Below are 25,566 nucleotides of genomic sequence, written 5' to 3' on the forward strand. Positions count from 1 at the left end.
GATAACACTGGGTTATCGCTCCTTGAGGCCGCGCTCATGTCGGATATTTCCTTCTCAACAGTCTGTAACTGGCTCAAGTTCAAGCATTTGGTGCTTATCGAAACCCTTGCGCGGACTCGCAACATGCATGCCGCGGCGCAACACATGAACCTCAGCCAGCCGGCGGTGAGCAAAATGCTGCGCGAGATCGAGCGCCTCTTGGGCTTCGATGTGTTTGAGCGTCTGCCGCGCAACATGCCGCCGACCGCCCTCGGTGAGCACGTGGTGCGCTATGCGCAGATCGCCCTGAACGATGCGAGCAAGTTCGTTGATCAGATCAGCAGCCTGCGGGAAGGCGGGCATGGTTTTCTCAAAGTAGGAGCGATTTTCGCGGCAACTGCGGTGGTGCTGCCGGAAGCCATCGTGCAATTGAAAGCTCGCTGGCCGCTGCTGTCGATCGAAGTGGTGGAGCAGACCAGCGATCACTTGATGGAAATGCTCGACGACAAGAAGCTTGATCTCGCGGTGGCGCGCTACACCAACGAAAACCAGCAGCAGGTTTACGACTTTCAGGCCTTGGCGCCGGAGCCATTCTGCATGGTGGTCAACAGTCGCCATCCGCTGACCGAACTGGCGCAGACGCCGCTGCAAGCACTTGGAAACTGGCCATGGATTCTGTATCCACTGGGCACTCCGATTCGCGCACGGATGGAGCAGGCCTTCGCCAAGGCCGGCATCCCCACCCCGAAGAACACCATCGACACCATCTCGATGCAGACCTTCCTGCAAGTCCTGCAGGCAGGGCCGATGATCGCGATGTTGCCCGCGTCCATGGCGCAGCCGCACCTGGATTCGGGCCTGCTGAAAGTGCTGAACACGCCACTGAAACTGGCCCCTCAGGACTACGGAATTCTTACTCGCCGCGGCGAGCCGTTGCTGGGGGCGGCGTCGGAATTCGCCGAAATCCTGCTGGCGAATGCACGGCTGGCGCATCAATGAGCGATAACCCGGCGTTATCAATCAATGGAAACAAGTCATTATCCTAATCAATACCCTTGTCAGTAACATCGGTCCGTGTTTCGACCCTCCATAACAACAATACAGGCGCGTCCGAGTGCCTGGAGGTCCCACCATGGAAACCGTTTCCCAGCGCCTGCCCGAGTCCTCGGGTCCCGGGCACGCCAGCTTTGAAGACCGCACCTACCGCAAAGTTATTCTGCGCATCCTTCCCGTCCTGCTCCTGTGTTACATGGCGGCCTATCTCGACCGCGTGAATATCGGCTTCGCCAAGCTGGACATGCTCAACGATCTGCAATTCAGCAATACCGTCTATGCCCTCGGCGCGAGCATGTTCTTCTGGGGCTATTTCATCTTTGAAGTACCCAGCAACCTACTGCTGCATCGCTTCGGCGCGCGGTTCTGGATCGCCCGGATCATGCTCACCTGGGCCATCGTCTCCATGGCCGTCGCGTTTACCGTGCCGCTGGCGAAGTTTTTCCATATCGAGTCGGAAACCATGTTCTACGTGCTGCGCTTCTTGCTCGGCATCTGTGAGGCAGGCTTCTTTCCCGGCGTCATCCTTTACCTCAACTACTGGTTTCCTACCCGTCGGCAAAGCCGGGTGATGGCAGGTTTCCTCATGGCGATGCCCATCAGTCTGACGCTGGGCGGCGTGATTTCCGGCTGGTTGATGACCCGAATGCAGGGCGTCAACGGCATGGCCGGCTGGCAGTGGCTGCTGATCATCGAAGGGCTGCCTTCGGTGGTCATGGCCTTTGTGGTGCTGGCGTTCATGGCCAATAACATCGACGCGGCCAAATGGCTGTCGCCCCAGGAAAAGGCCATGCTCAAGGCCAATCTGGAGACCGACAGCAAAGGCAAGGCGACGAGTCTGCGCGAGGTGTTTTTCAACGGACGCGTGTGGCTGCTGGTGCTGATCCTGCTGACCTTCAACACCGGGTTCTACGGGCTCGCGTTCTGGATGCCATCGATCATCAAAAGCGCCGGCGTCTCCAACCCGATGGACATCGGTCTGCTGACGGCCATCCCCTACGGCATCGCCGTGATCGCCATGACCCTCAACGCGCGGCACTCCAACAAGACCGGCGAGCGCCGCTGGCACGCAGCGATTCCGGCGATCATCGGCGGCATCGGCCTGATCCTCAGCGCCTACTTCGCCAGTAACGTGGTGCTGTCGATCATCTTCCTCAGCGTGTCCGCCTCCGGCGTGCTGAGCCTGATGCCGATCTACTGGACCCTGCCGGGCACCGTGCTGTCTGGCGTCGCGGCCGCAGCGGGGATCGGCATGATCAACGCCATCGGCAACCTGTCAGGCTTCACCGGTTCGATGATCACCGCCGTGGCCGAGAACCTCACCGGCAACATCAACAACGGCACCTACGTGCTGGGCGCCTGTTTGTTCATCAGCGCCGGACTGATTCTGTCCATCCCACGGGCGATGTTGGGCAATCACAAGGCCGAATCGCCTGCGCGAGGCGAGGTGCTTTCTCACGCGTAGACGAGGTAAAGCGAACGGCGCTTTTCCCTGTGGGATATTCCTCTGGTCCAGACGCCAAGGTTTCGCGCAGTAAACGCGGTACCTGTGGGAGTCGAGCTTGCTCGCGAAGACGGTATTCCAGCCGCCGAATATTCAGCGGATGTTCCTGCCTCTTCGCGAGCAAGCTCGCTCCCACATGAACGGGTGCCAGCACTAATACCGCGCCCCGGTCATCCATATCTTTGTTGCCTGCCATCGCCAGCCGCGATGGCAGGCTCGTCATTGCCTGATATACGCCGCTCTCGGTCACTCCTAGCATCGGTCGCACATGACCTCGCCGTCGGCGAAATGGAGAAGACCCTGTGAGAAATTTCCGGATTGGCCAGATCGTCCCCAGCTCCAACACCACCATGGAAACCGAGATTCCGGCGATGCTGACGTCGCGGTACTCCCTGTTCCCAGACGAGCGCTTCACCTTCCATTCCTCCCGCATGCGCATGATGAAAGTCAGCCCCGAAGAGCTGAAAAAGATGGACGTCGACAGCGACCGTTGCGCGCTGGAATTGAGCGATGCCCGGGTCGATGTCATGGCGTACGCCTGCCTGGTGGCAATCATGTGCCAGGGCGCCGGTTACCACAAAGTGTCGCAGGATCGTCTGAGTAAAACCGTTGCCAGCAATGCGTCCGACGCACCCGTGCTCAGCTCGGCCGGGGCGCTGATCGACAGCCTCCTCATGCTCGACTACAAGAAAGTGTCCATCATCACGCCCTACATGAAGCCACTCACCCAACAGGTCATCGACTACATCGAAGCGGCCGGCATCGAGGTGGTGGATGCCATCAGCCTGGAAGTCTCCGACAACCTGCAAGTCGGGCGTCTCGACTCGATGGATCTGGTTGCCCACGCCGACCGGCTCAACATCGGCCAAGCCGACGGCGTGGTGCTGTCGTGCTGCGTGCAGATGCCCTCGTTGCCCGCCATCCAGGTCGTACAGGATCGTCTCGATAAGCCGGTGCTGTCCGCCTCCGTGGCGACTGTCTACCAGATGCTCAAAACCCTCGGGCTCAAAGCGCAGGTTCCAAACGCCGGCCATCTGTTGTCGGGCGCGTTCTGAGGCGATGGCTGACGGGGTACTATGGCGGCCACTCAGGCCAGCACGCCCGGTACCCCACATGAAACTCGACCCCGTCTCGCTGCGCCTCTTCGTCAGCGTTGTTGAAGAAGGCACCATTGCTGCTGCCGCCAAGCGCGAACACATCGCGGCGGCGGCCGTCAGCAAGCGGCTCAGCGAACTGGAAGAGCTGCTCGATTCCCGGCTGCTCAACCGCACCAACAAAGGCATCACCCCGACCGATGCCGGCCTGTCGCTGCTGTTCATGGCCCGCAGCGCGCTGAACAACCTCAACGACATCGTTCTGCAGATGCGCGACTACTCCAACGGCACGCGCGGCTCGGTGCACGTGCTGGCGAACATATCTGCCATCACCCAATTCATGCCCGGCTTGATCAAGTCGTTCATGGCGCTTTACCCGCTGATCAACATCATCCTCGAAGAACAGCAAAGCCTTGCGATCACCAAAGCCGTCGCCGAAAATCGCGCCGAGATCGGCATATTCACGCGCCTGCCTCATGGGGCCGACATCGAGGTTTTCCCGTTCCGCACCGACCGCTTGGTGTTGATCGTGCCCAACGACCACCCGCTGGCAGGCCGTGAGTCAGTGCGCTTCAGCGACACCCTCGACCACGAATACGTCGCCCTGCGCAGCGGCACCCACCTGAATTTCCAGCTGATCAAAGCCGCCAACGACCTCGGCCGCTCCCTGAGAATCCGCATGGAAGTCGCCAGCTATGACGCCCTGAGCCTGATGGTTCAGGCAGGCGTCGGCATCGGCATCATGCCGGAGGGCAGCGCAGGGATTTACCGAATGGACGGTGCGAAAGTGGTTCAGCTGGAGGAGGAATGGGCCAGTCGCGAACTGAACGTCTGCGTTAGGTCGAGGGACGGGTTGTCGGTGGCGGGGGCGTTGTTTTTGCGGCATGTGTTGGCGGCAGATGCGCAGCCTCCGAAGCGCATTCAAACAGGGCGTCGCGACCAACATTGCCAACCCTAAGTCAGTCGCGTTTTACGCCGCGATCTTTTCCGCTGCCGCGCCTAGTAATGTCGAGGTTGAAACCTTCGCGGCAATGCTGGCGATGGTCGGCCTCGTGTCCTCTGCCTGGTACGCACTGATCGCGACCGCGTTATCACGGCCCCGAATTGCCGGTGCGTATGCCAGCAAGAAGAAGGCGATTGATCGGGTGTGTGGGGCGGTGATTGTGATGCTTGGGGTTAGGCAGACGATTCGATGAAGATGCGCTTTCGGCTTTCCCGGCTAATGCCAGTCCCACTGAATGCACGCTGTCAGTAGGACCGGCTTCAGCCGGGAAGTGGCCCGTCCGGACACCAAAAACCTACCGACAGCCGATTCGTCTTTTCCGCGTGTTGGCGCCTCGAGGTCGGCGTCGGTATCCTCAACCATCGCCGAATGGACCACCCATACCCATGCTGATCTTTGATTGCACCCAAGACGCCTGCGATTTTTTCTCGAAAAAAGTGAAGGGCAAAATCATCAGCGCTGTGCAGCCCTCCGCCGCTGCCCAATCGCTGGAAGCGGACAGCGCAGCCCACGATCGAGTGGATCGCTGGCAACTGCACGTCACCAAATTCGGCAGGACTCATGTCCTGCTCGCCATGAAAGTCGACACGCGCTACGCGATGATGTTCGTCGGCCTGAAACGCAACGACGTGCAGGGTTTTCTGGCGCAGTTCACCGCTCGGTATCTTGTCGAGGTGCTCGTACTGGCCGGAAACGTTCTCGGGGAAATTCCGCCTCAGGCTGAGCTCCAGCGTCATGTTGATGTGTGGGAAGAAAGCTTCCAGCCCGTGCATTTCTTCAAGCGTAGCGATCGGAGTGTTCAAGCCCATATCAATTCAGTGCTCGACATGGCGGCTCGACGCGAATACGTCGGCCCAGGGCTGCCAATTGAGGAGGCGTCTCTCATCGCCTTCGATGGCGTGGCAAACGGGATGTTCCGGTCAATCAGAGGCGGGGATTACTTCATGCCGGCTGAGCTTGAACTGAAGCAGGTCTATCCAAGGTTGGGGGTGGTGATGACGGAAGTGGAGATGGCGGAGGCGTATAAGAGGTGGTATGCGTCGACGTGAGCGGGAATCTGAGTCTGAGAATTGATGCCTCGAAAATCAGGCGCTGCGCGGAGACTGCGCATTTCGCGCAACCAAACAAACATCAGAAACAGCTTCGGACCATGATGCAGCCAGTGTAAGGAAGCACAGATGAACAGACTTGAACGGATCAAAGGCTGCCTGCTCGGCGGCGCGGTGGGCGATGCACTGGGTGCGCCGGTCGAATTTCTCAAATGGAACGCCATCCACGCGACATTCGGTGCGCGTGGAATCGTCGATTTCGCTCCGGCTTACGGCCGCGTGGGCGCCATCACCGACGACACGCAAATGATGCTATTCACCGCTGAAGGCCTGCTGCGCGCTCATGTGCGCGGCATCTCCCGCGGTATTTGCCACATACCCGGCGTCATTCACCATGCGTTGCTGCGCTGGCTGATAACCCAGGACTACTCGCCTGCCATCACAGGCGTCAGCCTGGATGGCTGGCTGGTGAAGGAGCGCGAGTTGTGGTCCCGTCGCGCGCCCGGCCTCACCTGTCTAAGCGCATTGAAGGCCAGCACCGAATTTGGCGCTTTCGCCCAAAACGACAGCAAAGGCTGCGGCGCCGTCATGCGCGTCGCGCCGTGCGCTTTCTTCCCTAGCGCTTTCGACAACGCCGCTGACTCCGGCCGTCTGACCCACGGTCACCCAACGGGCTACATGGCCGCCGGACTTTTCGCCGACATTCTCCAGCGCATCGTCGACCGCGAAGACAGCCTCGAAGACGCCGTCGCCAAAAGCCTGGCCGAGCACGGGGACAAACCCGGCATGGAGGAAACACGGGCGATTGTGGAGCGTGTGCTCTTCTTTAGCTACGAAGGCCACCGCCCAACCCCCGAGCGGATCGACGAGCTGGGCGGCGGATGGATCGCGGAAGAAGCCTTGGCGATTGGTATCTGGTGCGCACTGACTGCCACATCGTTCGAAGACGGCGTGATCAATGCCGTGAATCACAGCGGGGACAGTGATAGCACCGGGCTGATGGCCGGGCATTTGCTGGGTATTAAACACGGGGTTCAGGCGATCCCGGATCGTTGGCTTGCGCCGCTTGAGCTGCGGGGAGTGATTGAGGCGGTGGCGGAGGATATCGAGCGCGTGCCTAGGGATTTCTCTGGGTATGGCGGGGAGTTTGATGATGAGATTTGGGAGCGGTATCCGGGTGGCTAGCCCTGGAAAGTTTTTTTGTATCACCTTTTACCGACTTAGGTGCCGTGATACTCGGGCCTCAACTCGCGAGTGTGTCGGCGACTTTACGCGGGCGGCTTCTAGCGCGTCATGAGCGCTGCTTTGCGATTTGGCCGGCCACGTGGGCATCAATCTCGCTGCCCAGCTTGGTGTCGAAAAGGGTCAGGCGTAGGGCTTGAAGTCGTTGCTGTCGCGAATCAGTAGCTGCATCAGCTTGGGATGAATAAAGAGCTTTTCCTTGCCAACCTGCGCCTCTTGCAGAACGCCGATGGCGACCAGCTCTTTGAGATAACGGGAGGCGGCTTGACGCTGGGCAATCTGTTTGTCTACGACGTTGCTGATGCGGCAGTAGGGCTGCTCGAAAATCACGTCCACCAGCTCACGGGAATAGTTTTTCGGCAGTTGATCGCGCACAAACTGAGTGGTGTGTTCGGACAGGCTGCGTATGGCGGCGATTTTGGCAGTGGTCCAGCGAGCCGTTTCTTCCACCGCACTGAGCATATACAGCAGCCAGGGCTCCCAGGCCTGTTCGCGGGTGACATTCAGCAGAAGGCGGTAGTAGTCGGCTCGGTGGGCGATGATGTAGCGGCTGAGGTAGAGAATTGGCAGATTCAGCAGACCTTCGTGGATGAGATACAGGGTGTTGAGCACGCGCCCGGTGCGGCCATTGCCATCGGTGAACGGGTGGATGGCCTCGAACTGGTAATGAGCCACAGCCATGCGTACCAGCGGGTCTAAGTCCGTTTCGTTGTGCAGAAAGCGCTCCCAGTTGGCGAGCAGATCGCGCAAACGGTCTTCACCCTCCGGTGGGGTGTAGATGACATCTCCGGTGCGGTCGTTGGCGAGCTGGGTACCGGGCACTCGACGGATGTCCATGTCTACGCCCTTGAGCGTGCGGCAGATTTCGACTGCCGTGCCGGTGGAGAGTGGCCGCTCGGCCAAGGACTGATAGCCATGATGCAAGGCCTTGCGGTAGCGCAGGGCTTCCTTGGTGGCCGGGTCGGCGTGGTTATCGCCATCCTGGGCATGCTGAAAGAGCAGGTCCGTAGTGGTGACGATACTTTCGATTTCCGAACTGTCTTTGGCTTCCAGCAACGGGAGGGTGTTGATCAGCACCGTCTGGTTTGGGATTAGCTCGGCCGCCTGCTTCAACTCGGCCAATGCCGCGCGGGCCTCGATACAGCGCTTGAGCACTGCACGTGTTTCAAGCTCGGCTGCCGGTGGCAAGGGCGGAAGCTGGTTAAAGGGCTTGTCGGCCTGCCAAGGGAGGGGGGATGCGGTCATGGATGCGATCCTGATCCTTCGGGTATCCATCTAAAGGCAACGGCGCTCTGGTGAGCGCGCTTTTCATGGCGTCAGTGTAAACATGTGGGGATAACGTGTCGCTATATTTTGGTTTTGGCGACATGTTCTGTTCTCGTGTCGCCGATGGCGACATGTGCGAAAGCCCCTGGAATTGATTTGTGGGTTTGCGGTGGTTTGAGCTTAAGAAATATAGGCTCCTGTTCAAGTTTTAGCGCGTGAACGCTCGTATGGAAAAATCAGGCAGCAGTGGAAAGATGTTTTTCTTCATTTAATAGTATCGAGTTCTTGATCGGTCTCGAGCGCAGGAGATTGAGCTCGATGGGTATGACTACCCATCTTCAGCCGGTGCACGCGAATACCTTGCTCCTTCACGGCGAACTACTAAGAAATCCTTAGTAGTTGCGTGCCCCGTCAGCTCTTCATTCATTGAGGCTGGCCTTCAGCCGAGGTCGAAAAATTGAACTGTATTGGGACTTGGGAAACATCTGTATTGGTGTTTTCAGATGCGATGATAAATTTGATAAATTGTTGTCTGTATCACGCCTTTTGTGCAGAAGCGGGGTGCAATCAATGAGATTCATCGGGTAGCATTGTTTTTCATTTGGAAGTGAGCAGGGAGCTAAAAATGTCGTTTGACGCATTTATGCAGGTGGATGGAGTAGAAGGTGAGTCGTTGGATGCTGACCATAAGGGTTGGATCGAGCTGCTTTCTTATCATTACGACGCATTCCAGTCGATCAGCCAGTCAGCGAGTTCCAATGGAGGGGCCTCCGCGGGCGGTGTCGCACTGGGCGATTTCCAGATCAGCAAATATATAGATCGGGCAACACCCAAGCTCTTCGAGCTGTGCTGCAGAGGCTCGCACATCAAGACGGTGACGATTCGCATACATCGTTCTGGTGGTGAGAAGTTCAAATACATGGATATCGTGCTTGAGGAAGTGTTGATCGCGACTGTCAGCGGACAGGGTGCCGATCAGGGTGGTTTTCCTGTGGAAATCATTAGCCTAAATTATGGCCGTATCAAGTTCGAATATTCCCAGCAGCGTCGCGCTGATGGCGGTAGTGCAGGGATTGTGTCCGGAGGTTGGGACAGAACTGCCAACAAACCATTCGCGTAAGGAAACGCAACATGGCAGACGATGGAGAGTTTCGCGTGGCGCTGAGCTTTGCTCAGATGGCTGCGATCTTGACGCAAGAGTCGCTTACACCTGCGGAGATAATGTCGAACCGTATCTTCGGGAGTCTGCGCCTTGTTGGCGGTATCGTAGAGCTGGCAGGTTCAGGCGTACTGTGCGCAGTCCCAGAGCCAACGATGATTACCAAAATCGGATGTGTCGCGATGGGCGTGCATGCTTCCGACCAGCTTTCGGCAGGAGCGACTCAGCTTCTAACCGGCAAAGAGACTGACTCTTTTGCTTTCAAGGCAGGGTCATCTGCGGCTGAAGCGCTCGGCTCTTCTAGAGAGGCTGGCCAAGTGATCGGTCTGGCAACTGAGTTTGCTGTTCCGCTTTCAACCGCTTCGCTGTACAACGCGTTCAGAGTATCGTCTGTACGGGCAGGCCGAATATCAATTGTCACAAGCGAAAAGCTGCCTAATGTACCTGGTAACTTGGGAGGGGGACACGCGCTACGCAAGCATGTAGGTAAAGATGTTGACTACTTAACAAAGCGCTTTGCGTCAAAAAAAGTTAATGTTTCCTCGACGTTTTATGATATAGATACGGCGGAGTGGGCAGTCAGCAAGGTGCTTCAAAATAATAGGCTAAAAATATTGACGTTCTCAAAAGCCAAGTTTTTATTGAGAAATAATACCAGTCGTGATTTTAAGATGGATGTTGGAAGAGATGTTGGTTGGGGGGTTGCGCGAGGAGCACCTGGTGAAATAGTGCGCATGTCTAAGGTTAACGTGACCATTCAGTTTGTTGAGTATAATCACATGCCATATTACATTATCACTGCTCATCCGATTTTATAGGGCGTTAAAAATGCGATACGCATATTTACATGGATTCATGTTTTATGTCGGCGATGCAGTTGGCGAGTTTCTGGATGAAGAAGAAAAAAAAGGATTTGAACCCCTCACGCTTCCCCAGATAGTCAAGGAATGCATCGGCTATGGGTTTCTGGATCTGCTGCATGCAATCCTCTTTAAACGAGAAATAAAGACCTACATCCGAAGGAATATGACGACCGAAGGTTTGCAGTACGTCGATCCGCCTTTTGGTCAAGACACCTCCTTCGCCGAAGATTACTTCGAAGGCGACCTGTATGTATTCCTGACCACCGTATCCGCATTGCTCGACAGCGAAATTAAAATCCGAAGGAAAAAGCTCTTCGGATTTTGATTGGCAGGCATCACGCAATGGTCTTATGAGCGATTGGCGCTCCAATCGCATCTACCTCCCTCCAGCAACCGCCGCGCAATCTCATCCGTCTCCATCACCGATATCTCCTTCACTTCCCCAAACTCCGTCCCCCCACCCGGCAACGTCCCCGCCACATGAAAGTGCACGTGCCCGATCGCCTGTCCCGCCGGCACGCCGTTGTTCTGCCAAACCGCAATCCCCGTTTTCGCGTACGCCTTTTCAATCAGCCTCGCCGCATTGCGCACTTCAACCGCCACCGCCGCAACCTCCTCGTCGGTCATTTCCAGCAACGAAGGCACGTGCCTCAGCGGCAGCACCAGCAAGTGCGGGTGACCCCGTTGTTCGCGGGTCACGAAGGTCGCGGTTTGCGGGGTGCAGGAGAGGATGGTGTAGGGCCTTTCGCCCTTGAGGTATGCGCAGAACGCGCAATCGGGATTGTCCGGGAGGTCGAGGCTGGTTTCCGGGGTCATGATGACCTCAATGACGAAAGGAAAGACTGCAGTTCCAGCCGATCAAGTTTTCGGTAGTCGTCGGGGCGGACGACGATGCGCAGTTCGTCGCAGACCTTCGAGTTGCGGGAGGCGAACATGAACGAGAGCAGCGTGAAGCGGATGGCGTCCTGGGCGGGCAGCACGCTGGACAGTCGCGCCTGCCCGCCGCCGATGACCGGGATCGAGATGGTGCCGCCGTTGCCGCGCCGGGACACTTCGGCCCAGAGCGCAAGCAAGCCCTTCCAAACCTTGTCCGGCGTGGAGCGCGCGACGTTCTGGGCGTCCATTTCGCAGTAGGCCAGGAAGAAGATCAGCCGGTGCGCGTGCTTGAGCGTGGCGATGGTGCCGACACCGTATTGCACTTGTTTGCCCGGCTTGTTGAGCGTACCGACGCAGGGGGTGTTGACCAGCGCGTCGTCCAGATGACGATCAAGTTCTCTCAGGTCGCCGCCGTAAAGGACCTGCAACGCCTGGCCCTGCAGGCTGGAGGTGGCAATGATGTTCGGCGTTTCCGTGTCGAAGGTGTCGTTGGTGCCGATCACCAGATGGCCGTCTTCCTTGAGAAGATCACCGGGCACGATGGTGATCCGTGTTTTCGGCGCGTTGTATTCCTCGGCAATCGGGCGCGGCCATGCCTTGAACAGCGAGGCGGAAACTGACACCACGATGATTGCTATCAGGATGCCGACACCTTCCAGCGCATGGCTGCCGGGGTAAATGACGTTGAAGGTCTGCATGATCGTCGACAGCCCGCCCACACAGGCGAACAACGCCACCAGAAAGTGGCGCCAGAAGCGCCATGTCTGCATGTCCTGAAGGATGGTCATCAGATGCCCAGCCCGTCGTAGATTCTGCCGACATATCGATGGGGACCTTGCAGGTCGCTCTTCGCGTAACCCGCAACGTAGTTGTCCAGCGTGTACTGAATGATTTTGGGCTGGAAAGACACCGAAACGTTGAAGTGTTTTCGATCGATGAGCGGCTGGGGAATGTTATCCATGACGATGTTTCTGCTCTGGCAGAGATTCGCGATGACGATGGGAAGATCCAGTTCGAGAATCACCTCGATTTCATAAGCAAGAAACGAATCCCCGTCGCCGCCCTTGCGACGGCCATCTTCGCTGCCCAGAAAGATAACTTGCTTGGTGTTGTTGAGGCGTTCGCGCAGGCGGCGTTTGATAGTTTCTGGCGAACTGCTGTCCCTCGCCTCGAACAGGTCATGGGCATTGAAGAAGTCGAAGTCGATTTTCTCGTTCTGCTTCCAGGCTTTCATCAGCCAATAATGCTTGATGTCTTCACTGGCGAACGCGATGTAGGTTTTGTTGCGGTAACTCATGATGAACTTCCTGTAGTGAAAACGAAGAGGGTTGTTTGCTTCATCGGTTAAGGCGCTCAGTCCACTGATTGCCGATTGCCGATTGACGCGCGCGCGGAGGCGCCGCGTGGGTTAGCGGTGCGAGGTATTCATGGGAAGTTAAAAAGCCGGCTTGTGGCCGGCTTCTCGGTGACGGGTTTGGTTAGTTTTTGGCTAACCGCACCCGTCCGCAAAAGTGCGCGCTGCGAGGAGGCGCTTGTCAGGTAGACCGGGCAGGTCAGGGAGACGGTGCCAGGTCGATCACCCATCCGCGTGTGGCCGACGGGTGCTGAAACGAAGGCGTGCAGGATACCCATGTTGTTTGCGTCTGCCCAGTTCTGAAACACGCTCATTCCGCGCCTCGCCGTATCGTTGCCGGATGGCGGCGGTTGTTGAGCGTCGACCACCAGAAGATCCACCCCAGAATATGAATGTGCTGGGCCTGCACCTGTTCGGCGCTGAAAATCTCGTCCGGGTACTCGGCGCAATTGTGGCTGCGCAAGCGCAAGCCGCCGCCCGGCAGGCGATACAGGTATTTCACCCGCAGCATGCCGTCGTGCTCCAGTGCGTACATTTCACCATCGATGATCTGCACGCGCCCGCGATCAATGCCGATCAGCGAACCGTCCTGGATTTTGTCCGCCATGCTGTTGCCGACCATCGCCACGCAGATCGCGTTGTGCAGCTCGACGTCCATGGTTTCGAGCACGCGCCGGGACAGGCGCACTTTGTGGTTATGGATTTCACCCACCGCCGTCCGACCTGAGCTTTGCGTCTGCAATTCGGTGTAGACCGGCATTTCCAGTTCTTCGCGCACGCTTCGCTCGGCCCGCGGTTGAGCGTCTGGCGGCTGGGCAGTCAAGCGGTCTTGTCCAGGGTGCTTCGGGCCCTCGCCGCTGCGCAGCCAACGCGCGTTGACGCTCAGCAGTTCAGCGACTTCTTCAATACGGGCCATGGGGATGCCGCGCTTGAACCAGTTGTTCACGTGTTGCGGCGTAACTTTTCGGTTGGCGGCAAAGTCCGTTGCCGAGAGATGGCACTCTCGCAGAAGGCCGCGCAGTCGATCACCTGATGTATTCATGGGCCGAAGTTTACGGCGGGTTGAAGCGCGTTTAAATGAACGAAGTGTTCAAATGAGCACGCCGTCATGCTTGAACGTGAATGTAAGGATTACAACCTTCGGCTGTTTTTGTAGGCCGATTCGCTCACTGTTTTCTTATGCATCAACAATGGTTGAAACCGATGTCACTCATGCACGTGAGCAATTAACGGCACGGAGGCCTGACTAAAGGGGGCGCCAGGGAAGTTTGAATCGGGCGGTGTTGTTCAAAGAAGAAAATCATACGACGCGATTAAACACGTTGTGTGTGCAGTGTGAGTTTTAAACATGTGTGTAATGACAGAGGGCGAAAAAAAGGGGGGATGTACGGGGGGAGGGGTATTCAGAAAGCAGAAGGCGGGGACATGCAGGTAAAACGTGGCCCCGTCGAAGCGGCGAGCGCTTCGGCGGGACACAATCGGATCAGCCCTTGTAGGCCGCGACCGATTTGGTGATCGCTTCGCGAGCGGCGTCAGCGCCAGCCCAGCCTTCGATCTTCACCCATTTGCCTTTTTCGAGGTCTTTGTAGTTCGCGAAGAAGTGCTCGATCTGCTGGATCAGCAGCGGTGGCAGATCGGTGTATTCCTTAACGTCCACGTACAGCTGGGACAGCTTGTCGTGTGGAACTGCGATAACTTTGGCATCGCCGCCGCCGTCGTCGGTCATGTTCAGCACGCCGACCGGACGGGCGCGGATCACGGAACCCGGGGTGACCGGATAAGGCGTCACCACCAGCACGTCGAGGGGGTCGCCGTCGTCAGCCAGGGTGTTGGGGATGAAACCGTAGTTGGCCGGGTAGAACATCGGGGTGGCCATGAAACGGTCAACGAAAAGGCAGTCGCTTTCTTTGTCGATTTCGTACTTGATCGGCGCGTGGTTGGCCGGGATCTCGATTGCGACGTAGATGTCATTCGGCAGGTCTTTACCGGCCGGAATCTTGCTGTAGCTCATTGGGCTTTGCCCCCTTGGTTGACCATTCAGAATCTGGCATGCAACGCCAAAAAGTGGCCGGATTATAGGCACATTCCTGAAGCGTTGCCATGCGTGACGGCGGGCTTCAGGCGTCGTGTTGAGCCTGATAGACCGGGTTGTCGCGCTGAAGTGCCGTCAGCCGCGCCAACGGATCCTGCCGATAGAACGCTTTCAGTTGCCCGTAGACGGCGGGATAGGCCTCGACGAGCAAATCCGGCGCGCTGAAGAAGTATTCGCTGATGACTGCGAAGAACTCGGCGGGGTTTTCCGCCGCGTAGGGGTCGATGGCGGTCTCGGCGTCCGGGTCGGCGTCGAGTTGGCGGTTGAGGTCGTCGTAGGCACTCTGCATGGCGCTGGCCCAGTCGCTCACGCGCATGTCGGGGTGCAGCGGCGGCAGACCGTTCGCCTCGCCGTTGAGCATGTCCAGCTTGTGCGCCAGCTCGTGGATCACCAGGTTGTAGGCTTCCCATCCGCCGCTGGTCAGCACACCCGGCCAGGCCAGAATCACCGGGCCCTGGGACCACGCCTCACCGCTGTGCTCGCCGTCCCATTCGTGCTCGATGCCGCTGGCGTCGCGGTGGCGTTGGGGGCTGATGAAGTCATCGCCGTAGAGGATGATTTCGTGAAAACCCTGATACCAGTTGAGATCGCCCAGGGCGAGCAACGGCAGTTGGGCCTGAGCGGCAAGAAACAGACGCGATTCATCATCCAGCTCGACACCTTCCAGTGCGGTCAGGTGTTTGGCCTGCAGGAACAGCACGCAGCTCTCGAGCAGGTAACGATCCTCATCAGCGCTCAGCCCGTCGAGGATCGGCAGGCGCTGGCGCACGCGTTCCCACACCTGCGGATCGACCGGATGGCGCGCCAGCGTGCGCCGTTTGCGCCATTCCCGGAACGACCACATGGATTCAGCGCGCCTCGGCGGAGCGACCTGTGCGGCTGCGAATCAGGCCGATGATCATCGGCAGCAGCGAGATCAGGATGATCGCCAGCACCAATAGCGTCAGGTTCTTCTTGATGAACGGGATGTTGCCGAAGAAGAAGCCCAGCGTGACCAACCCGCCGACCCACAGCACCGAGCCCAACACGCTGAAGCCGAGAAAGCGCAGGTAAGGCATGCGGCCAAGACCGGCCACGAACGGGGCGAAGGTGCGGATGATTGGCAGGAAGCGTGCGAGGGTGACGGTCTTGCCGCCGTGGCGACCGTAGAATTCCTGGGTTTTGGTCAGGTAATCGCGACGGAAGATTTTCGAATTCGGGTTGCTGAACAGCTTGTCGCCGGCGGTGCGGCCGATGATGTAGTTGGTGCTGTCGCCGAGTACCGCCGCTGCCATCAACAGGCACGCCAGCAACACCGGGTCCATACCGCCGCCAGCCGCTACGGCACCCGCGATGAACAGCAGCGAATCGCCTGGCAGGAAAGGCATGACCACCAGGCCGGTTTCGCAAAAGATCACCAGGAACAGAATCGCGTAAACCCAGGTGCCGTATTGGGTCACAAGCAGGTCGAGGTAAACGTCGAGGTGAAGAATCAGATCAAGCGGATTGAAATCCATGTAGTCACCTGGTTTTGAGACCCGATCCGGGTCGTGCGGGGCGAAGAGGGGAAATGTGCGCGGCATTATAGAGGCAAGCAACGCCATGTGGCGCTCGACATGCCGTCTTCGTGAGCAAGCTGACTCCCACAGGGGTAGCGTCTTTAGCTCACCATTGCGGCGTCCGGACGGCGGCGTGCCCCATTGAACGCCCATCGCTACCCACAAAAACGGCCTCCGAAGAGGCCGTTGCTTGTCGCCCGATTACGCTAAATCAAAAGAAGCCCAGCGGATTGATGTCGTAGCTCACCAGCAGGTTCTTGGTCTGCTGATAGTGCTCGAGCGCGACCTTGTGGGTTTCGCGACCGACGCCGGATTTCTTGTAACCGCCGAACGCCGCATGGGCGGGGTACAGGTGGTAGCAGTTGGTCCATACGCGACCGGCCTTGATCGCCCGGCCCACGCGGTACGCGCGATTGATGTCGCGGGTCCAGACGCCGGCACCCAGGCCGAACTCGGTGTCGTTGGCGATGGCCAGGGCTTCCGCTTCGTCCTTGAAGGTGGTCACGCTGACCACCGGGCCGAAGATTTCTTCCTGGAAGACGCGCATCTTGTTGTTGCCTTTCAGCAGCGTCGGCTGGATGTAATAACCGGTCGCCAGCGAGCCTTCGAGCTTCTCGACCTTGCCGCCGGTCAGCAGTTCGGCGCCTTCGCCCTGGGCAATTTCGAGGTACGAAAGAATCTTGTCGAACTGCTGCTGCGACGCCTGCGCACCGACCATGGTGTCGGTGTCCAGCGGGTCGCCGCGCTGGATCTTCAGGACCTTCTTCATCACCACTTCCATGAACTGCGGGTAGATCGATTCCTGAACCAGGCAGCGCGACGGGCACGTGCAGACTTCGCCTTGGTTGAAGAACGCCAGCACCACGCCTTCAGCGGCTTTATCGATGAACTCAGGCTCGGCCTGCATGATGTCTTCGAAGAAAATGTTCGGCGACTTGCCGCCCAGCTCCACGGTGGACGGGATGATGCTGTCAGCCGCCAGTTTCATGATGTGCGAACCCACCGGCGTTGAACCGGTGAAAGCGATCTTGGCAATACGCTTGCTGCTGGCCAGCGCTTCACCGGCTTCGCGGCCATAACCCTGCACCACGTTGAGCACGCCTTTTGGCAGCAGATCGCCGATCAGCTCCATCAGCACAGTGATACCCAGCGGCGTTTGCTCGGCCGGCTTGAGGACGATGCAGTTACCGGCGGCGAGGGCGGGCGCGAGTTTCCAGGCGGCCATCAGCAGCGGGAAGTTCCACGGGATGATTTGCCCGACCACGCCCAGCGGCTCGTGAATGTGATACGCCACGGTGTTGCCGTCGATCTCCGCAGCGGAGCCTTCTTGGGCACGCAGCACGCCGGCGAAATAGCGGAAATGGTCGACCGCCAGGGGGATGTCCGCATTGAGGGTTTCGCGCACGGCTTTGCCGTTGTCCCAGGTCTCGGTGACGGCCAGCAATTCCAGGTTCTGTTCGATGCGGTCGGCGATTTTCAGCAGGGTCAGCGAGCGTTCCTGCACCGAGGTTTTGCCCCATGCATCGGCGGCGGCATGGGCGGCATCGAGGGCTTTGTCGATGTCTTCGGCGGTCGAACGCGGGAATTCTGCGATCAGCTTGCCGGTGATCGGCGAGGTGTTTTCGAAGTACTGGCCTTTGACCGGCGGCACGAATTCGCCACCGATGTAATTGCCGTACTGGGTCTTGAAGGTAACGATTGAGCCTTCAGTACCGGGGTGGGCGTAACGCATGGTGAATATCTCCTGGTCTTGTGATTGTCTGGGGATAACGCGTTGCGGCGCATGACTAGGTCGCATGGCTAGAGCGTAGAGCAAAGCGCGGGCCACTGCCGTCCGGTCCCCGGTTTATCGGGGTTTTGTCGATGAATCATGTGGTGATGCCCGAGTGGTGTATCGACGGCGGGGCGGCAAAGGTGACACTTTGTACCCTTTGCGTGACAGCTTGGCGGACCCCGCCTTTCGCAGCATTGCAATGAATCCGGGCGAGGAGGATGCTGAGTCGCAAATCCTCCCCAGAGCCCCGGCTCAGGATGAAGAATAAAAATGCACAGCAATCATCTGACGCGCCACGCCGAACAAGTGCTGACCGTTACCCAAGGCAAAACGCCCCTTCAATACGGCCCCGGCGCCGACCCTTCCATTGCCCGTTCGTGGTTGCGGTGCCTGGAGGATTATCACCTCGATCCCGCGCAGGCCATGGCGCCTACCGTGATTGAACATGCGCGGGTGCTGGAGAGTCGCGAGCAGTTGCAGCAGGTCCTGACCATCGCTGGCGATGAGATGAACAGCCTGCACCGTCAGCTTGCGGGCGGCAGTGCGGTGCTGCTGACCGATGCCCGCGGAATCATCCTGAACTGCGTGACCGAGCCCGGGGACCGGCGGATTTTCGAGCGTGCGGGCCTCTGGCTGGGCGCCGACTGGAGCGAGGCGCGGGAGGGCACCAATGGCATCGGCACCTGCCTGGTCGAGCGTCAGTCGGTGACGATCCATCGCGACGAGCATTTTCGCGGCCGCCACACCGGGCTGACCTGCTCGGCGAGCCCGGTGTTCGATCCCCATGGCGATCTGCTTGCGGTGCTGGACGTCTCATCGGCCCGTCACGACGTGTCCCGGCAGAGCCAGTTTCACACCATGGCGCTGGTGAATCTGTCGGCGAAGATGATCGAAAGCAGCTATTTCCTGCGTCATTTCGACGATCATTGGCTGCTGCGTTTTCATCTTCAGGCCGGCGCGGTCGGTTTGTTCAGTGAAGGGCTGCTGGCCTTCGACGGCGCGGGCCGCGTCAGTGCGCTGAACCAGAGCGCGCTGAATCTGCTGGGCCTGAGCCGTGGCGATCTGGTGGGGCAGGGCGTGGAATCGTTGTTTGACTGCTCGCTGGATGAACTGCTGAGCCGCGCTTCGCCGGACGCCGCTGCCAGTTGGCCGCTGCGCACCCGTGACGGGCGTGGATTCTTCGCCGTGCTGCGTGGGCAATCCCGTGCCGAGCTGAAGGGGCTTGTTACTCCGGTGGTCAGCAAGTTGGCTGTACCGCTCCCTTCGAACGACATCTGCCTGGGCGACGCGTCGCTGCAAACTGATTTCCGTCGCGCGCTGAAGGTATTCGAGCGCGACGTGCCGTTGCTGATCAACGGCGAAACTGGCTCTGGCAAGGAGGCGTTCGCCAAGGCGGTGCATCAGTCGAGTCAGCGCTCCGCCAAGCCGTTCGTGGCGCTGAACTGCGCGGCCATTCCGGAAAGCCTGATCGAGAGCGAGCTGTTCGGCTACCGCGGCGGCAGCTTTACCGGCGCGCGCAAGGAAGGCATGCGCGGCAAGTTGCAACAGGCCGATGGCGGCACGTTGTTTCTGGATGAGATCGGCGACATGCCAGTGGCCTTGCAGACACGGTTATTGCGCGTGCTGGAAGATCGGCTGGTAGTGCCGATTGGCGGAGAGCCACAAGCGGTGGATGTCCGACTGATCAGCGCGACCCACCGGAACCTGCTGGAGCGGGTGGAGGACGGCAGCTTTCGCGAGGATCTGTTTTACCGGCTTAACGGCCTGGAAATCGCCTTGCCGCCGTTGAGAGATCGGAGTGATAAGGCTCAGTTGCTGGCGTTTCTGCTGGAGCAGGAGACGGATGGGCTTTCGATTGTCATTGAAGCGAAGGCCAGGCAGGCGCTGCTGGACTTTAACTGGCCCGGCAACGTGCGGCAGATGCGAAACGTGCTGCGTACCCTGGCGGCGCTGTGTGATGAGGGGCGGATTGGTTTTGATGATCTGCCGGTGGCAATTCGGCAGGGCAGTGCGCAGATCAAGCCCGATGAGGCCCATTCGCCGTTGGAAGACGCTGAACGTGCAGCGCTCATCGCTACTCTGGAAACCCAACGCTGGCACATGACCCACGCCGCCCGGGAGCTGGGGGTGAGCCGGAATACGCTGTACAGAAAGCTGCGTAAGCATGGGATTAACCGCTGAGGTCCTGGGTGGATGAAGCCGGTGTGAATGCTCGCAATCCTGCGGCGTGACATCTGGCCCCTTCCCGGCTAAAGCCGGTCCCACTAGGGCATCGCGGTGAGTCAGTGGAATCGCGGTCAGTAGGACCGGCTTTAGCCGGGAAGGGGCCGGCGTGGGCACCATCAATTCTGCAGTGTGACATCTTCCCGGCTAAAGCCGGTCCTACCATGGCGTTCACTCGCTCTCGGTAATTCCCCCGTGCGCATCCACTGCCTTCTACGCTAACCTGCGGCCCATGTTCTAAGAGGTCGGTCATGCACATTCATATTCTGGGTATCTGCGGCACGTTCATGGGTTCGCTGGCGGTGCTCGCCAAGGATCTGGGCCATAAAGTCACCGGCTCCGATGCCAACGTCTACCCGCCGATGAGCACGCAGCTCGAAGCGCAGGGCATTCAGTTGATGCAGGGTTACGACCCTTCGCACCTCGAACCGGCGCCGGATCTGGTGGTGGTCGGCAACGCCATGTCGCGCGGCAATCCCGCGGTCGAATATGTCCTGAACAAGGGCCTGCCCTATGTTTCCGGGCCGCAATGGCTGGCCGATCACGTTCTTCGCGGTCGCTGGGTGCTGGCCGTCGCGGGCACTCACGGCAAAACCACCACCAGCAGCATGCTCGCCTGGGTGCTGGAACACGCCGGTATGGCCCCGGGCTTCCTGATCGGTGGCGTGCCGCAGAACTTCGATGTCTCGGCGCGGCTGGGCGATACGCCGTTCTTCGTCGTCGAGGCGGATGAATACGACAGCGCCTTCTTCGACAAGCGCTCCAAGTTCGTCCACTACGGTCCGCGCACCGCCATCCTCAATAACCTGGAATTCGATCACGCCGACATCTTCCCTGATCTCCCGGCCATCGAACGTCAGTTCCACCACCTCGTGCGCACCATCCCGAGCGAAGGGCTGGTCATTCACCCGACCACCGAGCCCGCACTTGAGCGCGTAATTCAAATGGGCTGCTGGACCCCGGTGCAAACCACGGGCGAGGGCGGTCAATGGCAGGCGAACCTGCTCAGCGAAGACGGCTCGAGGTTCGAAGTGCTGTTTGAAGGTGCGGTCCAAGGCGTCGTTGACTGGGGCATGACCGGCCAGCACAACGTTGCCAATGCCTTGGCGACCCTCGCCGCCGCCCGCCACGTTGGCGTGGTGCCGCAGCAAGGCGTCGAAGCGCTGAGTGCGTTCAAGAGCGTAAAGCGGCGCATGGAAAAGGTCGCCGAAGTGCGCGGCATCACCATTTACGATGACTTCGCCCACCACCCGACCGCCATCGCCACCACGCTGGACGGTCTGCGCAAGAAGGTCGGCGATGCGCCAATCATTGCCATCGTCGAGCCCCGCTCCAACTCCATGAAGCTCGGTGCCCACCGCGACGGTCTGCCGGAAAGCGTGGTGCAGGCCGATCAGGTGGTCTGGTATGCACCGGCCAACCTGGGTTGGGATCTGGCGGCGACCGCTGCGGAGTGCACCATTCCCTCTTTGGTGTGCGACAGCCTCGACGGCATCATCGAGCTTGTGAAAAATCAGGCTGAGCCCGGCACCCACGTGGTGATCATGAGCAACGGCGGCTTCGGCGGCCTGCACGGTAAACTCGCGGAGGCGCTGCAATGAGCGGCCCGGAACGCATCACGCTGGCGATGACCGGCGCGTCCGGCGCGCAATATGGCCTGCGCCTGCTGGACTGCCTGGTGCGCGAAGACCGCGAAGTCCATTTCCTCATTTCCAAAGCCGCGCAGCTGGTCATGGCCACCGAAACCGACGTCAACCTGCCGCCCAAACCGCAGATGATGCAGGCGTTTCTCAACGAATACACCGGCGCGACCGCGGGCCAGATTCGGGTGTACGGCAAGGAAGACTGGATGTCGCCAGTGGCGTCAGGTTCAGGCTCGCCGAGTGCGATGGTTGTAGTGCCGTGTTCGACCGGGACGCTGTCGGCAATCGCTACGGGCGCCTGCAACAACCTGATCGAGCGCGCCGCAGACGTGACGTTGAAGGAGCGTCGGCAGCTGATTCTGGTACCCCGCGAGGCACCGTTTTCCAGCATCCATCTGGAGAACATGCTCAAGCTGTCGAACATGGGCGCGGTGATTCTGCCGGCGTCGCCTGGTTTTTATCACCAGCCGCAGACGATCGACGATCTGGTGGATTTCGTCGTGGCGCGGATCCTCAACCTGCTCAACATCCCGCAGGACATGCTGCCGCGTTGGGGCGAGCATCATTTTGGCGCTGATGAATAAGCTCGTCGTCATTGCCCTCGGCCTGTTGCTGACGACGGGCTGCTCGACCGTGCGCACCCTCGACGCCAACCAGCCCGGCGCGCCAGTGGTTTACGCCGGCACGCGACTGGATCTGTACGCCATCGAAGGCGGCTGCTGCGAGAAGGATCGCTTCGGCACCGAGGCGCCGAAATACCCGATGCTCGACCTGCCCGGCAGCGCGCTGCTAGACACGCTGCTACTGCCGCTGTCGATTTTGACCGCGCTGGGTGTGGGGTTTCAGGCTACGGGCGGGATGTAATTCCGATCGGCGATCTCTGTAGGAGTGAGCTTGCTCGCGATTTCGATATGACTGGCCCTGTAAGGGGTGACTGTCAGAACGCATTCGCGAGCAAGCTCACTCCTACAAAGTGGTGCGTTGTCGGGGGCTGGACGCACTCCATGTGGGAGCGAGGACGGCATTTCAGGCACTAAAGATGTAGCGGGTGTCTCGGCCTCTTCGTGAGCAAGCTCACTCCTACACAGTTTTCGCTGTCAGCTTGAGCAGTGCTCAGTCATTTCCCCAACCGCCGCAAATCATCCGATTCCACAACCCGCACGCCGTCCTGCTCTTCCAACGCCAGACGCCACAGCGCGCGGGCGAGGTTGCAGGCTTCGATACCGCCGTATTTGCCGGGAATCAGCTTGGCAATCGGCGCGGCCAGTTGCTCCACGAACCGTTGATCCTGCCGCTCGCCAATCAACAATGACGGCTGGGCGATGGTCAGTTGCGGCCAGCCCTGAAGCTTCAGCGCTTCTTCCATCTCGCCTTTGACGCGGCTGTAAAAGATGCTCGACTCCGGGTCGGCATTCACGGCGCTGATCACCAGCAGGTGACGCGCCCCCAACTCGCGGGCGTGTTTGCCGAACGCCACGACCATGTCCAGATCGACCGCCCGGAAAGCCTCCTGCGAGCCAGCCTGTTTAATGGTGGTGCCCAGGCAGCAGAAGGCGATGTCGATGGGGCCTTCAAGTGCGGGCAGCAGGCTTTGAAGATCGCCGACGGGGTTTTCCAGGCGTGGATGTTCAGCCAGAGGACGACGGCTGGGGGCGAGAACGCGGGTGACAGTGGGTTCGTTAAGCAGGCGGTCGAGCAAGTGCTCGCCAGTCAATCCGGTAGCTCCGGCAAGCAAAATGTGCTGAGGCGTCAAGTACATGATCTTTCTCCCTTGATACGCCACAAGCATAGGCGCTGTACCGGAACAGACTGCGGGCGAAGCGGGAGGGTTTCACAAAAACACATGAAATGTTCATGCACCTCGGTGTTTAGGGCTCCCTCAATCCGTAGGAGCCGGCTTGCTGGCGAACCCGATCAGGCATTCAGCCTCGCAGCGTCTGAACGAATGCTTTCGCCAGCAAGCCGGCTCTTACAGGTTCCGCGTCGTTTGCGGCACTCAGCGTCGAACGGTATTCAGCGCGCGCTCCGCCTGACTTTTACGCAACTGCCGCCAATGGATGACCACGCCTTTCGGCGCCCACATCTGCGGCTCGGAGGCTTCGAAGCTTTCGTCCGTCTCACGCTGGGCGACGATGTCTTTTGCCTCATTGAACGCTTGCACCAGATCGTCGGTTTCCACCAGTGCCTTGCCGAACAGCGCCTCGCCGAAATAAGTGAAATCAGCTTCCTCAGAGCAGCCGAACGACACTCGATCTTCACGTGAGGCGGTTATCACCATTGTCCGCTCGTCCTTGATCGCCGGAATGAAACCGCCCGAATAGCAGGCGGAAATCACCACCACCTTGTCGCGATTCTTCAGCGGAGCCAGCACGCCGGCCATTTCATTGGCGGGCAGGTCGGACAGCTCCAGACGCGGCTGATCCAGCACCAGCTCGTGTTCATGGGTGCCGTGGCTGGTCAGGTAAATGAAGATCAAATCTTCCGGGCCACTGCGCTTGGCCAGCGTCTGCACGGCGCGGCTGATGGTCTCGCGGGTGGCCAGCGGGCGATCGCCCATGTGGTCGCGGTGGTTGACCAGCGTGATCTGGCCAAACGCACCGAAGCGCGTCGCGAGCAGTTTGTTGACGTAATCGGCCTCGCGCAGAAAGACGCTCTGCTTGCCATCACCACCGACGACGAGGCTGTAAAGCTCGATGGCCGGCGTGGAGGCGGGCACGGCGGCGAGGGCTTTCTCGACGAGGGCGCCCTGGGCGAGCAAGCCGATTTCCAGCGGGTCGGGCAGCAGCTTGCCGGCGGCGTCGCGCACCCGCTGGCCGTTGGACCACGTGCCGCTCTGGACTTCGCCGTCCGCGGTGGTCAGCACGCCGCTGCCTTGGTAGTTGTCGTTCTCGAACTGCCCGATGTACATGCTGCCGTCCGGCAGCTTAAGGCTGCCTGCGCCCGAGAAGCGCCAGTTTTTGAAATCGCCCTGATAGCGCGTGCCGTCGGTGCCGATCAACTCGCCCTTACCCGTAAACGCGCCGTCCTTGAACTGCCCTGACCAGACGTCGCCATCGGCGTTTTCGTAGCGACCGCGACCATTGAGCTGGTTGTTATGGAAGCCGCCGACGTACTGATCGCCATCGGCGCTGTTGAAATTGCCCGTGCCTTCAAGCTGGCCGTCGACAAACTTGCCGCTGAACTGGTTGCCCGCCGAATCGTTGCGCTGGCCCTCGCCGTTGGGTTTGCCATGGGCGAACTGGCCCTGATACTCGCTGCCGTCGTCCAGTTCCAGATGACCGGCGCCGTCATAGAGGTCGGCCTTGAACTCGCCGCGATAACTCATGCCGTGCTCTTTCAGCGTGCCTTCGCCGTCGCGTCGCCCCAGCTTGTAGCCGCCGACGTAGCTGCCAGCGCTGGTCGTCAGCGAGCCTTGGCCGTGGAAAAGTCCGTCCTGAAAACCGCCGCGGTACACGTCACCGTTGCTGGCGTGCCACTCGCCCTGGCCGTTCCACTGCCCGCTCTTGAATTCCCCGGCGTACCAGCTGCCATTGGGGTAATCGATCCGGCCTTTGCCCTGCAACACGCCGTTGATCACGTCGCCGCGATAGCGTCCGCCGTCGGGCAGGCGAGCGTCCGGGGGCAACAGCGATTCGCCGTCGCCGCAAGCGGTAAGAAGGAAGGTCAGGGCCAAAGGAGCAAACGCGCGCATGGTAAATCCCGAAAAAAAGATGTTTCGGCGTGATCTGATCGCGTACGTGTATCGAGTCGCTCACACAGCCGCAGCGAGTATGCCGCAGCGAGGAACGCTCATGAAACAGTCTGTTACGACTGTTTCATGTTTCGGGACGGTTTGCGGAAGCTTTATGAAGAGG

26 protein-coding genes are annotated in these 25,566 nt (G+C 59.5%); 14 read left to right on the forward strand and 12 right to left on the reverse strand.

From position 1 onward, the window contains the following. Window positions 1-36 precede the first annotated feature (36 nt). The 7 genes from AC0Z8Z_RS14075 (at window position 37) to AC0Z8Z_RS14105 (ending at window position 6,867) form a co-directional block, all read left to right on the forward strand. Window positions 37-978 carry a LysR family transcriptional regulator gene (locus AC0Z8Z_RS14075; RefSeq protein WP_122536861.1) on the forward strand — a complete coding sequence of 314 codons (942 nt, stop codon included), beginning with the start codon at window positions 37-39 and terminating at the stop codon, window positions 976-978. Between the two features lie 133 nt (window positions 979-1,111). Continuing rightward, complete coding sequence (locus tag AC0Z8Z_RS14080) at window positions 1,112-2,497, forward strand: MFS transporter (protein WP_485619500.1); 1,386 nt, start codon at window positions 1,112-1,114, stop codon at window positions 2,495-2,497. Between the two features lie 341 nt (window positions 2,498-2,838). After that, window positions 2,839-3,591, forward strand: coding sequence for a maleate cis-trans isomerase family protein (locus AC0Z8Z_RS14085; protein ID WP_485619501.1), 753 nt, complete (start codon window positions 2,839-2,841; stop codon window positions 3,589-3,591). Window positions 3,592-3,649: 58 nt separating this feature from the next. Continuing rightward, window positions 3,650-4,588 (forward strand): LysR family transcriptional regulator, encoded by a 939-nt coding sequence (locus AC0Z8Z_RS14090; protein WP_485619502.1) that lies wholly within the window; start codon window positions 3,650-3,652, stop codon window positions 4,586-4,588. Then, complete coding sequence (locus AC0Z8Z_RS14095) at window positions 4,530-4,826, forward strand: LysE family transporter (protein WP_485619503.1); 297 nt, start codon at window positions 4,530-4,532, stop codon at window positions 4,824-4,826. Before AC0Z8Z_RS14090 ends, AC0Z8Z_RS14095 begins: the two co-directional genes overlap by 59 nt. Before the next feature lie 193 nt (window positions 4,827-5,019). Next, complete coding sequence (locus AC0Z8Z_RS14100) at window positions 5,020-5,682, forward strand: DUF6933 domain-containing protein (protein ID WP_485619504.1); 663 nt, start codon at window positions 5,020-5,022, stop codon at window positions 5,680-5,682. A 129-nt stretch (window positions 5,683-5,811) separates the two neighbouring features. Further along, window positions 5,812-6,867: an ADP-ribosylglycohydrolase family protein gene (locus AC0Z8Z_RS14105; protein ID WP_485619505.1), complete on the forward strand. Its 1,056-nt coding sequence runs from the start codon at window positions 5,812-5,814 to the stop codon at window positions 6,865-6,867. 180 nt (window positions 6,868-7,047) lie between these two features. Here AC0Z8Z_RS14105 and fic read toward each other — a convergent pair whose 3' ends face one another. Next, window positions 7,048-8,169 (reverse strand): protein adenylyltransferase Fic, encoded by a 1,122-nt coding sequence (gene fic / locus AC0Z8Z_RS14110; RefSeq protein ID WP_485619506.1) that lies wholly within the window; start codon window positions 8,167-8,169, stop codon window positions 7,048-7,050. 646 nt (window positions 8,170-8,815) lie between these two features. Here fic and AC0Z8Z_RS14115 point away from each other — a divergent pair. From AC0Z8Z_RS14115 to AC0Z8Z_RS14125, 3 genes are read left to right on the forward strand one after another with little or no spacing between them, the layout of a single operon-like run. Beyond that, complete coding sequence (locus AC0Z8Z_RS14115; protein WP_463580783.1) at window positions 8,816-9,310, forward strand: Hcp family type VI secretion system effector; 495 nt, start codon at window positions 8,816-8,818, stop codon at window positions 9,308-9,310. A gap of 11 nt (window positions 9,311-9,321) precedes the next feature. Further along, window positions 9,322-10,167, forward strand: coding sequence for an RNase A-like domain-containing protein (locus AC0Z8Z_RS14120; protein ID WP_485619507.1), 846 nt, complete (start codon window positions 9,322-9,324; stop codon window positions 10,165-10,167). 37 nt (window positions 10,168-10,204) lie between these two features. Continuing rightward, window positions 10,205-10,537: a hypothetical protein gene (locus AC0Z8Z_RS14125; RefSeq protein WP_485619508.1), complete on the forward strand. Its 333-nt coding sequence runs from the start codon at window positions 10,205-10,207 to the stop codon at window positions 10,535-10,537. Between the two features lie 23 nt (window positions 10,538-10,560). Here the strand turns inward: AC0Z8Z_RS14125 and AC0Z8Z_RS14130 are convergent, their stop codons facing one another. The 9 genes from AC0Z8Z_RS14130 to exaC all read right to left on the reverse strand — a co-directional run bounded on the left by AC0Z8Z_RS14130 (window position 10,561) and on the right by exaC (window position 17,804). Continuing rightward, on the reverse strand, window positions 10,561-11,028 hold the full coding sequence (locus tag AC0Z8Z_RS14130) for an HIT family protein (RefSeq protein ID WP_485619509.1): 468 nt from the start codon (window positions 11,026-11,028) through the stop codon (window positions 10,561-10,563). Continuing rightward, window positions 11,025-11,876 (reverse strand): macro domain-containing protein, encoded by an 852-nt coding sequence (locus tag AC0Z8Z_RS14135; RefSeq protein WP_485619510.1) that lies wholly within the window; start codon window positions 11,874-11,876, stop codon window positions 11,025-11,027. The genes AC0Z8Z_RS14130 and AC0Z8Z_RS14135 overlap by 4 nt, the downstream gene beginning before the upstream one ends. After that, window positions 11,876-12,385 (reverse strand): TIR domain-containing protein, encoded by a 510-nt coding sequence (locus AC0Z8Z_RS14140; protein ID WP_485619511.1) that lies wholly within the window; start codon window positions 12,383-12,385, stop codon window positions 11,876-11,878. Before AC0Z8Z_RS14140 ends, AC0Z8Z_RS14135 begins: the two co-directional genes overlap by 1 nt. A gap of 128 nt (window positions 12,386-12,513) precedes the next feature. Then, window positions 12,514-12,756 (reverse strand): hypothetical protein, encoded by a 243-nt coding sequence (locus AC0Z8Z_RS14145; protein WP_205486624.1) that lies wholly within the window; start codon window positions 12,754-12,756, stop codon window positions 12,514-12,516. Beyond that, on the reverse strand, window positions 12,753-13,484 hold the full coding sequence (locus tag AC0Z8Z_RS14150) for a S24 family peptidase (protein ID WP_485619512.1): 732 nt from the start codon (window positions 13,482-13,484) through the stop codon (window positions 12,753-12,755). The genes AC0Z8Z_RS14145 and AC0Z8Z_RS14150 overlap by 4 nt, the downstream gene beginning before the upstream one ends. Window positions 13,485-13,925: 441 nt before the next feature. Further along, window positions 13,926-14,453, reverse strand: a complete 528-nt coding sequence (gene ppa, locus AC0Z8Z_RS14155; protein WP_065988394.1) for an inorganic diphosphatase — start codon at window positions 14,451-14,453, stop codon at window positions 13,926-13,928. A gap of 106 nt (window positions 14,454-14,559) precedes the next feature. Continuing rightward, complete coding sequence (locus AC0Z8Z_RS14160; RefSeq protein WP_485619513.1) at window positions 14,560-15,378, reverse strand: M90 family metallopeptidase; 819 nt, start codon at window positions 15,376-15,378, stop codon at window positions 14,560-14,562. Between the two features lie 4 nt (window positions 15,379-15,382). Beyond that, the gene (locus AC0Z8Z_RS14165) at window positions 15,383-16,030 is read right to left on the reverse strand and encodes a DedA family protein (protein ID WP_122536874.1); all 648 of its coding nucleotides are present in this window, start codon (window positions 16,028-16,030) and stop codon (window positions 15,383-15,385) included. A gap of 253 nt (window positions 16,031-16,283) precedes the next feature. Beyond that, entirely contained in the window at window positions 16,284-17,804 is a 1,521-nt protein-coding gene (gene exaC / locus AC0Z8Z_RS14170) for an acetaldehyde dehydrogenase ExaC (protein ID WP_205486628.1), read from the reverse strand. A gap of 312 nt (window positions 17,805-18,116) precedes the next feature. On the opposite strand from exaC, the gene AC0Z8Z_RS14175 reads away from it, so the two are divergent. The 4 genes from AC0Z8Z_RS14175 (at window position 18,117) to AC0Z8Z_RS14190 (ending at window position 22,576) form a co-directional block, all read left to right on the forward strand. Further along, window positions 18,117-20,027, forward strand: coding sequence for a sigma-54-dependent Fis family transcriptional regulator (locus AC0Z8Z_RS14175; protein WP_485619514.1), 1,911 nt, complete (start codon window positions 18,117-18,119; stop codon window positions 20,025-20,027). A gap of 293 nt (window positions 20,028-20,320) precedes the next feature. Then, window positions 20,321-21,670: a UDP-N-acetylmuramate:L-alanyl-gamma-D-glutamyl-meso-diaminopimelate ligase gene (mpl, locus tag AC0Z8Z_RS14180; protein WP_122536876.1), complete on the forward strand. Its 1,350-nt coding sequence runs from the start codon at window positions 20,321-20,323 to the stop codon at window positions 21,668-21,670. Further along, window positions 21,667-22,296, forward strand: coding sequence for a flavin prenyltransferase UbiX (gene ubiX / locus AC0Z8Z_RS14185; RefSeq protein ID WP_065988388.1), 630 nt, complete (start codon window positions 21,667-21,669; stop codon window positions 22,294-22,296). The genes mpl and ubiX overlap by 4 nt, the downstream gene beginning before the upstream one ends. After that, the gene (locus AC0Z8Z_RS14190; protein WP_122536988.1) at window positions 22,289-22,576 is read left to right on the forward strand and encodes a YceK/YidQ family lipoprotein; all 288 of its coding nucleotides are present in this window, start codon (window positions 22,289-22,291) and stop codon (window positions 22,574-22,576) included. The genes ubiX and AC0Z8Z_RS14190 overlap by 8 nt, the downstream gene beginning before the upstream one ends. Window positions 22,577-22,829: 253 nt before the next feature. Here the strand turns inward: AC0Z8Z_RS14190 and AC0Z8Z_RS14195 are convergent, their stop codons facing one another. Then, window positions 22,830-23,471: an oxidoreductase gene (locus tag AC0Z8Z_RS14195; protein ID WP_485619516.1), complete on the reverse strand. Its 642-nt coding sequence runs from the start codon at window positions 23,469-23,471 to the stop codon at window positions 22,830-22,832. Window positions 23,472-23,708: 237 nt separating this feature from the next. After that, window positions 23,709-25,403, reverse strand: coding sequence for a C13 family peptidase (locus AC0Z8Z_RS14200; RefSeq protein WP_485619517.1), 1,695 nt, complete (start codon window positions 25,401-25,403; stop codon window positions 23,709-23,711). Window positions 25,404-25,566: the final 163 nt, after the last annotated feature.

The sequence above is a fragment of the Pseudomonas sp. 1L-C-7-B-C1 genome (assembly GCF_057291635.1).